This is a genomic window from Gracilibacillus pellucidus (assembly GCF_033949965.1).
GTDB classification, from domain to species: domain Bacteria; phylum Bacillota; class Bacilli; order Bacillales; family Amphibacillaceae; genus Gracilibacillus; species Gracilibacillus pellucidus.
This window is the reverse complement of sequence record NZ_JAWZSR010000004.1, coordinates 319,636-332,469: the sequence shown is the minus strand read 5'-3', so window position 1 is coordinate 332,469 and position 12,834 is coordinate 319,636. Positions and strand designations below refer to the sequence as shown.

Here is a 12,834-nt window from a genome sequence, read left to right as displayed (position 1 = left end):
AATTGGTAAAACAAATAAATGATGTGATGCCTAAAATAGCTTTTGGTGGTGATTACAATCCAGAACAATGGGATGAAAATATTTGGTTGGAAGATGCTAAACTCATGCAAGAAGCCGGTGTAAACTTAGTATCTGTAGCTATTTTTAGTTGGTCTGTTATTGAGATAGAAGAAGATCAATATGACTTTACTTGGTTAGATAAAGTACTAGATATTTTACATAATCATGGGATTGGTGTGTCACTTGCAACTGCAACTGCTTCACCTCCTGCATGGCTTTCTAAAAAATATCCGGAAGTACTAGCAGTTCAGGCAAATGGCGTACCGTTACAAGTTGGTTCGCGTCAGCATTATTCTCCAAATAGCAAACGCTTTATTTCTGCTGTTCAGCAATTAGTGACAAAAATAGCTGAGAGATATAAAAGCCATCCAGCGTTAAAAATGTGGCATATTAATAACGAATATGCGTGTCATGTAGCGGAATGTTACAGTAATGAGAGTTTGGCGACTTTTCGCAACTGGTTAAAAGAACGTTACGGCTCCATTGAAATACTTAATCAAAAGTGGGGAACGAACTTTTGGAGTCAACGCTATAAAGATTGGGAAGAAATCCAATTCCCTGTCAATTTACCAACCTTCTATAATCCGAGTCAAAAACTAGATTATAAACGTTTTATGAATGATGCTATTTTTAATCTATATAAAACAGAAAAAGAGATACTTCGAAAGATCACACCTGATGTTCCTGTGTTTACAAACTTTATGTACGAATTCAAACCGCTTAATTATTTTGAGTGGGCAAAAGAGTTGGATTTAGTTACATGGGATTCTTATCCTGATCCAAGAGAAGGTAAACCATTTCGACATGCGATGCATCATGATTTAATGAGAAGTTTAAAAAATGGCCAACCTTTTTATTTAATGGAACAAGTCACATCACATGTTAATTGGCGAGATATCAATAAGACAAAAAAGCCAGGTGAAATGAGGTTGTGGAGTTATTCTACTGTTGCGCGTGGTGGTGACGGTGTGATGTATTTTCAATGGAGACAAGGAAAGGCAGGCGCGGAAAAATTCCATGGTGCAATGATTCCACATTCAAATGATACAAATAGTCGTGTATACCAGGAAGTGAAACAACTAGGGAATGAATTAAAAAAGTTAAATGGCATAGTAGATGCGCGAATTAAAGCTAGAGTCGCGATTATTTTTGACTGGGAGAATTGGTGGGCAGTAGAACATGAAGGAAAACCACACAACAAATTATCTTATTTGGACCAAGTCTATCAATATTATCAAGTATTCTACGAACATAATATTGCGGTAGATTTCGTTCAATCGACAGATGATTTAGCTAAGTACCAGTTAGTTGTTGCACCGATGCTATATATGATTCGCGCTGGAGAAGAAGCCAATTTGAAACAGTTTGTCGCTCAAGGCGGCACATTAATCGTTAGCTTTTTTAGTGGAATTGTGGACGCACAAGATCACATTCACCTAGGCGGCTATCCTGCACCATTGCGTGAACTACTTGGTATTACAGTGGAAGAATTTGCGCCAATGGCTGAGAATGAAACAAATACGATCGTGATGAACGGAGAAATATTCATAACTAATACATGGGCAGATATTATTCGTTTGGAAGGCGCTCAACCGATTGCAACATATAAAGAAAATTGGTATCAAGACTATGCAGCAGTAACATTTCATCGATATGGTAAAGGCAACACGATCTATGTTGGCACGAATCCTTCAACAAACTATCTAGAAAAATTGATAAATGGCATCTTACAACAGCTTAAAATTGAAGCGCCACATGCTGCACCAAAAAATGTAGAAATAGTGGAACGATCCAGACAAGATACAACGTTTTTGTTTATGCTCAATCATAATGAAGACCCAGTAACCATCTCTTTAAATGAAAATATCCGTTACACGGATTGTTTGCAAGGAAAATCAGTAACAAATAGAATTACTATTTCCGGAACAGATGTGGCTATTTTAACGTATTCCAACGCGGATATCTCTTAATTAGTATATGGAGAAGAACGAAATCTTTATTTTACGCTGATAATAAATGATTAGTTGACTAAATTGAAAAAATATTTAAAAAAGAAAAAATATATTTTCTATTCTGTTTCTTTATGTTAGTATAAATCTAACAATTGTAGTAGGAAGTGTTCTAATCATGAGTACAAAAGTCAATCCAATTCAAGTAAGAGATATTATTATCGCGAATCAAGTTTTAAAAGATGTAGTGGTAAAAACTCCATTGCAGCGTGATCCGATTCTATCGGATAAATATGATTGTAATGTATATCTGAAAAGAGAAGATTTACAAGTTGTTCGATCATTTAAAATTCGCGGTGCATTTAATGCGATGCAAGGACTATCAAAAGAAGAGTTAGCAAACGGGGTAGTTTGCGCAAGTGCTGGTAACCATGCACAAGGTTTAGCATATTCGTGTAAAGCATTAGGTGTAAAAGGCGTTATTTTTATGCCTAGTACCACGCCACGCCAGAAAGTAAATCGTGTAGAATTCTTTGGTGGTTCTTTCGTGGAAATTCGTCTTGTTGGTGATACATTTGATGATTCATTTGAACAAGCAATGGCTTACTGTGAAGAGCATAATGCGGCATTTATTCATCCTTTCAATGATCCAAAGACCATTACTGGTCAAGGGACTATTGGTTTAGAAATATTAGATAGTATGGAAGAACCGATTTCACATGTATTCACAGCGGTTGGTGGTGGTGGATTAATTGCTGGCGTCGGTTCGTACATAAACAGCATTAGTCCGGATACAAAAATTATTGGAGTAGAGCCTGAGGGCGCAGCTTCAATGAAAGCAGCGCTCGCTAAAAATGAAGTAGTGAAATTAGACAAAATTGATAAATTTGTTGATGGAGCAAGTGTAAAACGTGTAGGTGATATGACGTTTGATATTGCGAAAGAATTTATTGATGATATTGCCGTTGTACCAGAAGGTAAGTTGTGTACAACATTGCTAGATCTATATAATGAGAATGCGATTGTAGCCGAACCTGCCGGGGCATTACCAGTTTCTGCACTAGATTACTATCGTGATGAAATAAAAGGGAAAAATGTAGTGTGTGTTATCAGTGGTGGTAACAATGATATTGACCGTATGCAGGAATTTAAAGAACGCTCTTTAATTTATGAAGGGTATAAACATTATTTCATCGTGAATTTCCCACAACGTGCCGGAGCATTGCGTGAATTTATGGATAAAGTATTAGGGAAAAATGATGATATCACTCGTTTTGAGTATACGAAGAAAAACAATCGTGACAAAGGCCCTGTGCTTGTAGGTGTTGAACTACAAAACGCTCAAGACTATCACCAGCTCCTAACTAGAATGGAGCAAAATGGATTCAGTTATATTGAAATCAATAAAGATGAACAACTATTTCAGCTACTAATTTAAAAGAAATGAAATGAGGAGAATCTAAACTGTCTGACGAGATGATATGTTTGGATTCTCTTTTTCAAAAGGCTTTATCAATAGAGAATATAACTAAAGCGAAGGCAGAATACGGAGACTCCTATGGGAACAGCGCGAGCTGAAAATCCACTTTTCAACCGTTCTTGTTGAAAAGTTAGTTGAAGCTGCGCCCATAGAAAGCGGAGTATTCTGCCGTAGCGCTTGCCTACCAGTCACTAGAAGTAGAATGAGTGAGCGTATTTCATGGAGTAGCCAACACGGAGCAACGTTTACTATCGTTTTTAGACAACGTAATTGTTAGTTTTTGTTTTTGGACATTTTCATAAAAAGAGAATTTTTAGTAGGAGGTGCTTTAGGTATGTTGGCTACTAGCTTGTATACTAAATTGTTTCAAGAGACAGAAGAGGAACGTGCGATTCTTGCTGGAAATCATGCTGTTAATAAGCAGTTATATACAAATACTAGCTCTGGTTTTGTTATCCAAAGTGAAAAATTTCTACAAGATAATTTAATAATGCTCCGTAAGCATCCTCGTTATATTCACTTTCCTAGACATTCACATGATTATATTGAAATGAATTATGTATTTCATGGTCAGTTACAACAAACGATTGCAGACCAATCTATCACATTGAAACAAGGAGATATCGTTATTCTTAATCAATATATCGAACACGAGTTGCAAGCATGTCATCAAGAAGATATTATTATCAATTTTATTATTCATCCGGATTTTTTTGATTATATCTTATCTCATTTATCCAAAGACTTTACACAAAACAAAATGGTTCAATTTTTATTGAATAGTATGTTTCATTATACACAAAAAGGAGAGTATTTACATTACCCTGTTGCTGATTCAGCACGTATACAAGATATTATGCAACAGCTATTACAGGAAATGATGACCCCATCTGTATTTACAACAGCAAAAATGAAATTCTTAATAGGTTTACTCATTATTGAATTAATGGAGCGAAACCAAACAAAACAAACCACTTTAATGTCAGAACATCATGCTTTTCTAACAGAAGTTTTTCGTTATATTGAAGAAAACTATTATGACGCCAATTTGCAAACTCTATCGCAACTCGTTAATCAAACCGTGTATTCATTAAGTAAGCAGATAAAACAGCTAACGAATCAAAATTTCAAAGATTTAGTGCAAGAGAAAAGATTATTAGTCGCGAAACAGTTGCTGATGAATACAGAGCTTTCTATACAAGCGATCGCTGAGGAAATTGGCTATGAAAATATTAGTTATTTTTATCGACTCTTTAAAAAGAAATATCAAATGACACCAAAAGCATACAGAAAGCAGTTAATCAACATTGATTAACTGCTTTTTTTTGTGCAAAAAAGGACATTAAATAAATAATTTTGGTTATAGTTATATTCCGATTAATTTATTATTATTACATTATATAAACGCTTACAAAAAGAGGTGATTTATTTGCAAAAGTGTAATGTAGCAGTCGATATCGGGGCTTCTAGCGGACGTGTTATTGTAGGCTATTTGATAGATGAACATCTATATTTAGAGGAAATACATCGTTTTGATAACGATATGTTAGAAAAAAAAGGACAGCTTTGTTGGGATATTGATCGCTTATTTCAAGAAATAAAAACAGGTATTACATTAACAGTGAAAGCAAATTTTCAACCGATTAGTATTGGTGTTGATACATGGGCAGTTGATTTTGTTCTACTAGACAAGGACAAAAATCGAATAACAGAAGCTGTCTGTTATCGTGATCATCGTACTGATGGAATAATGGAACAAGTCCATACAAAAGTGGACAAAAAAACCCTTTATACACAAACAGGTATTCAATTTCAACCATTTAATACGATTTATCAATTAGTCGCACTGCAAAATCAACATCCTGAATTAATCGAAAAAGCACACTATTTTTTAATGATTCCGGACTACTTACACTATTTATTAACAGGAACGATTACAAACGAATACACCAATGCAACGACAACACAATTAGTAAATGCTTCCACACAACGTTGGGATCAATCACTTCTCCAACAACTAGAATTGCCTAGTCATATATTCTCTGAACCAAGTAAACCAATGCAGTCAATCGGTTTACTTAAACAATCATTACAAGAAGAATGGCAATGTCAGGCTCAAGTTATTTTACCAGGTACACATGATACGGCATCAGCGGTTTTAGCTACTCTAGCTGACGACACGATATTTATCAGTTCCGGAACATGGTCATTAATGGGCGTCGAACATGACCAACCAATTACGACAGACGAAGCGTTAACATATAACTTTACCAATGAAGGAGGAGCAAATGAGCGTATACGATTCTTAAAAAATATTATGGGATTATGGATGATTCAAGAATTAAAGCGTGAGTATAACGATCGTTATAGCTTTTCAGATTTTGTTGAACTTGCCTTTCAAGAAAATGCATTTACATCCGTCATCAATGTAAATGATCAGCGTTTTTTAAAGCCCGAATGCATGCAAGTAGCTATTCAACAATATTGTCAGGAAACCAAACAATTGATTCCACAAACAGTGGGGCAATTCGCTAAATGTATCTTTGATAGCTTGGTAGAAAGTTACAGCCAAACGGCAAAGGAAATAGAAAAAATAACAGGTAAAAGGTATAACGCCATTAATATTATAGGTGGTGGTAGTAAGAATCGTTATATGAATGAAAAACTAGCCGAAAAAAGCGGTAAAACACTATACACTGGTCCAGATGAAGCAACAGCTATTGGGAACTTAGTAGCGCAGATGATAACAACGGGACAAATTGCTTCTATTGAAGAATCAAAGAACATCATTAATAAGTCCTTTGCTAGTCAAAAATTTGAACGAAGAGGTGAAAAAGCATGAGTGTGAATGAAAACTTTTTATTAGTAAAAAAGCAATATGAAAAATGGGGTATTTCTATAGATAATGCTTTTGAACAATTAAAGAGTGTACCGATCTCCATACATTGTTGGCAAGGTGATGATATAACTGGATTTGAGGTAGAAGAACAGGAGTTGTCTGGGGGGATCGATGTAACAGGTGATTATCCAGGTAAAGCTACTACACCTGAAGAATTAAGGAGTGATTTAGAAAAGGCGTTATCACTAATCCCTGGCAGTCATAAAGTAAATTTACATGCTATTTACGCAGAAACAGACGGACAGAAAATAGATAGAAATGAATTAGAACCAAAACACTTTGAAAATTGGGTGAATTGGGCAAAAAAAATGAACGTAGGGCTAGATTTTAATCCAACTTTATTTTCACATCCAAAAGCAGCCGATGGATTAACATTAGCACATCCAGATAAGCAAATTAGAGATTTTTGGATTGAACATTGTATCAGATCCCGTCAAATTGGCGAATACTTTGGCAAAGAACTAGGTCAGCCGGCATTAACGAATATTTGGATTCCAGATGGATTTAAAGATATTCCAAGTGATCGATTAACACCTCGCAAACGTTTAAAAGAATCGTTAGACGCAATATTTGCTGCAGATGTAGATGAGTCTCTAAATGTTGATGCAGTGGAAAGTAAACTATTTGGAATTGGTTCTGAAGCATATGTTGTTGGTTCCCATGAATTTTATATGGGTTATGCAATGAAAAATAATAAATTATGTTTATTAGATAGTGGGCATTATCATCCGACAGAAGTGATTTCTAATAAAATTTCTGCGCTACTCCTTTTTCATGACAAATTAGCCCTTCATGTATCACGTCCGGTTCGTTGGGACAGTGACCACGTTGTTATATTAGATGATGAATTGCGCGAAATAGGACTTGAAATTGTACGGAATAATGCACTGGATAAAGTAATGATAGGATTAGATTTCTTTGATGCAAGTATTAATCGTGTTGCTGCATGGACAATTGGTACAAGAAACATGATTAAATCTTTATTATACGCACTTCTTTTACCAAACGACCATTTAAAACAATTGCAAGATGAAGGCAATTTCACGGAACGTTTAGCTTTAATGGAAGAGTTTAAAACGTATCCGTTTGGCGCTGTTTGGGATTATTATTGCGAACAAATGGGCGTACCTAGCCAAGAAAAGTGGCTTGATCAAGTAAAAGAGTATGAAAAAGCAGTATTATCACAACGTTAATAATGTTGAGCATTAAATACATTTTAGTTACAATACCTTTGTTTTGTTGTTTTACCTTTTATTTGCATTATAATAAAGATATAAACAGATAAATAAAACAAAACAAAAGGATAAGAGGAGGATTTTTTATGGTAGAAAACAAGTGGAAGGACGATATATCTACTCAGATTGATGGGCTATCATCATTAGTATATCGTTCTAATCTATTAGGTTCAGATCGTTCCGTAGTTAATATTGGTGGCGGAAATACGTCATCTAAAACAGTAGAAAAAGATTTTAAAGGTGAAGATATTGAAGTGATGTGGGTAAAAGGTAGCGGTTCTGATTTAGCAACAATGAAGGCGGATAATTTCACTGGCTTAAAATTAGCTGACATTCAACCGTTAATGGAACGTGAGGATATGACAGATGAGGAAATGGTAGAGTACCTTTCACATTGTATGATAGATGCTAAACACCCTCGTTCCTCTATAGAAACATTATTACATGCTTTTCTTCCCTTTAAACAGGTGGATCACACGCATCCTGATGCAATCATCAGCATTGCCTGTGCTGATAATGGGAAAGAAATTGCAGAACAAATCTATGGGAATAAATTCGTCTGGGTACCATACATTCGACCAGGCTTTAAGCTTTCTAGAATGATTGCAGAAGGCGTAAAAAATAATCCTGATGCGGAATTAGTCATCATGGAGAAACACGGACTTGTTACATGGGGGGAAACGTCTAAAGAAAGTTATAACAAAACGATAGATATTATTAATCAAGCAGAAGCATATATTACACAGCAAGCAAGTAACCAATCCATATTTGGTGGTTCAAAATATGAGCCTTTACCTGAAGCATATAGAAAAGAGTTGTTTGCTGACATCATGCCGTTCATCCGTGGCCAAGTGAGTAAAGATAAAAAAATGCTTGTTACCTATAATGATGATGCTAGTGTACTAGAATTTGTGAATAGTAAACAAGCAAAAGAATTATCACAAGTAGGAGCGGCTTGCCCAGACCATCTTGTTCATACGAAGCGAACACCATTATTTATTGACTGGGACCCACAATCGGAAACACAAGAAGCTTTAAAAGAAAAAATAACAGCAGGTTTATCTGCATATAAAGAAGCATATATCGCTTATTTTGAACGAAACAAAACGGACGGAGACCAATTAGTAGAACCTTTACCTAGAATTATTTTAATCCCTGGTTTAGGTATGCTTAATACTGGTAAAAGCTGGACAGCAGCGAACATCAGCGAACAGCTTTACCACCGTGCAATTGCAGTGATGGCAGGTACTTGTTCCTTAGGAAACTTTGTTTCATTAAATGAAGCAGAATCTTATGCTGTGGAGTATTGGCCGTTAGAATTATACAAACTAAGCTTAGCTCCAGCAGAAAAAGAATTTTCGCGTCAGGTTGCATTTGTTACAGGTGGGGCTGGAGGAATTGGAACAGCTACAACTTACCGATTAATCAATGACGGGGCACATGTGGTTATCGCTGATATTAATATGGACGGCGCGGAAAAATTAGCAAATGAAGTAAATGAACAATATGGAGCAAACCGTGCCTTTGCAGTGCAAATGGATGTTACAAAAGAAGAAGAAGTAAAACAAGCCATTCAAGATTCTGTTAGAAAATATGGCGGTATCGATATATTAGTAAATAATGCTGGTCTAGCAAGTTCCAGTCCTTTTGAAGAAACGACAATGGAACAATGGAATTTAAACATGAACGTATTAGTTACTGGTTATTTCTTAGTTGCAAGAGAAGTTTTTAAGTTATTAAAAGAACAAGATATTGGTGGAAATATGGTCTTTATCGGTTCAAAAAATTCTATATATGCTGGAAAAAATGCTGCGGCCTACAGTACAGCTAAAGCAGCAGAAGTACATTTAGCTCGGACAATTGCGGCAGACGGTGGTCCTTTTGGAATTAGAGTGAACTCTATTTTACCTGATGCTGTCATTAGAGGATCGAAAATTTGGGATTCCTCCTGGAAAAAAGAACGTGCATCCTCCTACGGGATAGGAACAGACGATCTGGAAGAACATTATCGTAAACGAACTATTTTAAATGTGAATATTTTACCAGATGATATCGCTGAATCGATTGCTTTCTTAGCGTCATCAAAAGCAGCCAAAACTACTGGATGTATGGTAACAGTTGATGGAGGAGTAGCGGCAGCATTTACCAGGTAAAAAGACAGTATGGATAGATTCTTTTCATGAGAATCTATCCATACTGCTTACCAATTAATTGATTGTAAGAATCTATTAAATAAAGATAATGTATTAGACCGTTAGCATAGTGGATGCTTTAAGAAATGGGGCGTATAGAATGAAAGTATCACTTTTTGTTACTTGTTTAGGTGATATGTTTTATGTCAATGCAGGGAAAGCTGCTGTTGAATTATTGGAGCATTTAGGCTGCATAGTAGACTTTCCAAGGACTCAGACTTGTTGTGGTCAACCAGCATATAACAGCGGATACCATAAAGAAACCATTGATGTAGCAAAACATTTAATCGAGACATTTGAAGAATCTGCATATGTAGTAGGTATTTCTGGTTCATGCGTATATATGATTCATGAATATGTTCATTTATTTGAAGAGGGATCTGAATGGCAACAACGTGCACAAAGATTGAAAAACAAAACATACGAATTAACGCAATTTATCGTTGAAGAGCTTCAAATAGATGATGTAGGAGCACATTTTGATGGAGTAGCTACTTATCACACATCATGCCATATGACACGTCTCTTAGGTGTAAAAGAAGCACCATTACGATTATTGGAAAACGTCCAAGGGTTAACAATGGTAGATTTACCTAATTGTCATGACTGTTGTGGGTTTGGTGGTACATTTTCTGTAAAAATGAGTGATATTTCTGAACAAATGGTGGATGAAAAAGTAGCACATATTGAAGAGACAAAAGCAAATCTTTTATTAGGTGCAGATAGTAGTTGTTTGATGAATATTGGTGGACGTTTGTCTCGACATAATAGTTCAGTAGAAGTAAAGCATGTTGCGGAAATTTTAAACAGCAGAGGTGACGGATAATGCCGATGCAAATTGGAGAGAAAGACTTTAAACAAAGAGTTACAAGCGGGATAGCAGATGATTTTATGCGTGGTGCTGTTCGTTCTGCCCAAACAAGATTGCAAGGCAAACGAAAAGATGCAGCGGACGAACTAGGAGATTGGGAAGAGTGGCGGACATTAGGTTCTGAAATTAGACGCCATACTATCGAGCATTTAGATTACTATTTACATCAATTAAGTGAAAAAGTAGCGGAATTAGGCGGACATGTTTTTTTTGCGGAAACGGGTGAAGAGGCCAATCAGTATATTCAGCAAATAGCTAAAAGGAAGCACGCAAAAAAAATAGCTAAATCGAAATCAATGGTAACAGAAGAAATTTCAATGAATCAAGCATTGGAAGAGATCGATTGTGAAGTGGTGGAAACAGATTTAGGTGAATACATTTTACAAATAGATGATCATGACCCACCATCCCATATCGTAGCACCTGCACTTCATAAAAATAAAGAACAGATACGAGATGTATTTAAGGAAAAACTAGCATACTTAAAATCGGAAAAACCAGAGGAGTTAGCATTGTTTGCACGTGAAAAATTACGAGAAGAATTTCTAGCAGCTGACATCGGCATTACTGGTTGTAATTTTGCTGTTGCAGAATCTGGTTCTTTTGCGCTAGTGACCAATGAGGGCAACGCTCGGATGGTATCTACTCTTCCGAAAACACAGATTACCGTAATGGGGATGGAACGAATTGTACCAGGTTGGGAAGAACTTGATATTGTCGTTAGTTTATTAACGAGAGCCGCAGTTGGGCAAAAATTAACTAGCTATATTACTGCATTAACTGGTCCTAAAAAGGATGGAGAAGCAGATGGTCCAGAGGAATTTCATTTAGTAATTGTTGATAATGGGAGATCGAAAATATTAGGCACAGAATTTCAAGAGGCACTTCATTGTATTCGATGTGCTGCTTGTATCAATGTTTGTCCCGTTTATCGTCATGTTGGCGGGCATGCATATGGCTCGATTTATCCTGGTCCCATTGGTGCAGTACTTTCTCCATTATTATCTGATTATGATGAATATAAGGAATTACCTTATGCATCTTCCTTATGTGGAGCTTGCACGGAAGTATGCCCGGTAAAAATACCGCTACATGAGCAATTAATTATGCACAGGAGACAAATAGTAGAAGATGAAAAGAAAACAACATTATCAGAACGTGTTGCAATGCGAGGTTTTGAGCAAATCGTTAACTCGGGAAATTTGTACCGAACCGCAACAAAAATGGCACCACTATTAACTACACCTTTCGCGAAAAACAAGGTGATCACTAAAGGACCTGGTCCATTAAAGCACTGGACACATGCTAGAGATTTTCCGCAACCAGTGACAGAGCGTTTCCGAGACTGGTTTGAAAAGAGGGGTGAGCAAAATGGTAAAAGGTAATATTATCAATCGTGATACTTTCTTATCGAACATTCGTGAAAACCTAGGTAATATCCCTATGAATAAACCAGTAGAAAAGCCAGAATGGTCAGTCACACCACAAGAGAACGTATTAACTAACTATGATCAAGCACAATTAGTAAGTGTGTTGCAAAATCAGTGTAAAGAGATTCATACTGACTTTTATTCTACTAGTTTAGAGGAACTTAATCAAACGGTAATAAACGTACTAACAAACTTACAAGCTACATCTATTGTATACACAGCTGATGAGCGATTCACACAAACCAATACTGAGCAATCATTACAGGATTTAGACGCTTTTAAATGGGATAATACGAATCGAGAAAAATCCGTTGAAATAGCTGAAAAAGCGGATGTCGGCATTACGTTTAGTGATATAACGTTAGCAGAATCAGGTACAGTTGTTTTACTTAATGATAAAGGGAAGGGCCGATCGGTCAGTTTGCTACCTGCAAATTATATAGCAATTATCCCGGAATCCACGATTGTAAGAAGAATGACGCAAGCAACAAATTATATCCATCATCAAGTAAAGCAAGGAGAAAGCATCGCCTCTTGTATTAATTTTATTACTGGACCAAGTAATAGTGCGGATATTGAAATGAATCTAGTGGTAGGAGTACACGGACCAATAAGGGCTACTTATATTGTTATCGATGATTGGTAACACCCGAACGGTGCAAACATCCGTAAACCCCACTTCAACGTTCAAGCGAAAACGAGGAAGAGAAGTGGGGGA

At 36.2% G+C, this 12,834-nt stretch carries 9 protein-coding genes; all 9 read left to right on the top strand.

The features are described 5' to 3' along the window. Window positions 1–2: 2 nt before the first annotated feature. The 9 genes from SH601_RS09545 (at window position 3) to SH601_RS09505 (ending at window position 12,762) form a co-directional block, all read left to right on the top strand. Window positions 3–2,030, top strand: a complete 2,028-nt coding sequence (locus tag SH601_RS09545) for a beta-galactosidase (protein ID WP_319958060.1) — start codon at window positions 3–5, stop codon at window positions 2,028–2,030. A gap of 157 nt (window positions 2,031–2,187) precedes the next feature. Next, window positions 2,188–3,447, top strand: coding sequence for a threonine ammonia-lyase IlvA (gene ilvA / locus SH601_RS09540; protein ID WP_319958059.1), 1,260 nt, complete (start codon window positions 2,188–2,190; stop codon window positions 3,445–3,447). 376 nt (window positions 3,448–3,823) lie between these two features. Further along, complete coding sequence (locus SH601_RS09535; protein WP_319958058.1) at window positions 3,824–4,804, top strand: AraC family transcriptional regulator; 981 nt, start codon at window positions 3,824–3,826, stop codon at window positions 4,802–4,804. A gap of 114 nt (window positions 4,805–4,918) precedes the next feature. Further along, entirely contained in the window at window positions 4,919–6,331 is a 1,413-nt protein-coding gene (rhaB, locus tag SH601_RS09530) for a rhamnulokinase (RefSeq protein ID WP_319958057.1), read from the top strand. Next, window positions 6,328–7,581 (top strand): L-rhamnose isomerase, encoded by a 1,254-nt coding sequence (gene rhaA / locus SH601_RS09525; protein WP_319958056.1) that lies wholly within the window; start codon window positions 6,328–6,330, stop codon window positions 7,579–7,581. Before rhaB ends, rhaA begins: the two co-directional genes overlap by 4 nt. A 128-nt stretch (window positions 7,582–7,709) precedes the next feature. Further along, the gene (locus SH601_RS09520) at window positions 7,710–9,776 is read left to right on the top strand and encodes a bifunctional aldolase/short-chain dehydrogenase (protein WP_319958055.1); all 2,067 of its coding nucleotides are present in this window, start codon (window positions 7,710–7,712) and stop codon (window positions 9,774–9,776) included. 139 nt (window positions 9,777–9,915) lie between these two features. After that, window positions 9,916–10,641, top strand: coding sequence for a (Fe-S)-binding protein (locus SH601_RS09515; RefSeq protein ID WP_319958054.1), 726 nt, complete (start codon window positions 9,916–9,918; stop codon window positions 10,639–10,641). Further along, window positions 10,641–12,071 (top strand): LutB/LldF family L-lactate oxidation iron-sulfur protein, encoded by a 1,431-nt coding sequence (locus SH601_RS09510; protein ID WP_319958053.1) that lies wholly within the window; start codon window positions 10,641–10,643, stop codon window positions 12,069–12,071. Before SH601_RS09515 ends, SH601_RS09510 begins: the two co-directional genes overlap by 1 nt. Continuing rightward, window positions 12,058–12,762 carry a LutC/YkgG family protein gene (locus tag SH601_RS09505; protein WP_319958052.1) on the top strand — a complete coding sequence of 235 codons (705 nt, stop codon included), beginning with the start codon at window positions 12,058–12,060 and terminating at the stop codon, window positions 12,760–12,762. The genes SH601_RS09510 and SH601_RS09505 overlap by 14 nt, the downstream gene beginning before the upstream one ends. The last annotated feature ends 72 nt before the right edge of the window (window positions 12,763–12,834 follow it).

Coding starts and splice junctions, on each gene's coding strand:
- ilvA (WP_319958059.1), top strand. CDS start 2,188: ATGAGTACAAAAGTCAATCCAATTCAAGTAAGAGATATTATTATCGCG.
- SH601_RS09510 (WP_319958053.1), top strand. CDS start 10,641: ATGCCGATGCAAATTGGAGAGAAAGACTTTAAACAAAGAGTTACAAGC.
- SH601_RS09520 (WP_319958055.1), top strand. CDS start 7,710: ATGGTAGAAAACAAGTGGAAGGACGATATATCTACTCAGATTGATGGG.
- SH601_RS09505 (WP_319958052.1), top strand. CDS start 12,058: ATGGTAAAAGGTAATATTATCAATCGTGATACTTTCTTATCGAACATT.
- rhaA (WP_319958056.1), top strand. CDS start 6,328: ATGAGTGTGAATGAAAACTTTTTATTAGTAAAAAAGCAATATGAAAAA.
- SH601_RS09535 (WP_319958058.1), top strand. CDS start 3,824: ATGTTGGCTACTAGCTTGTATACTAAATTGTTTCAAGAGACAGAAGAG.
- SH601_RS09515 (WP_319958054.1), top strand. CDS start 9,916: ATGAAAGTATCACTTTTTGTTACTTGTTTAGGTGATATGTTTTATGTC.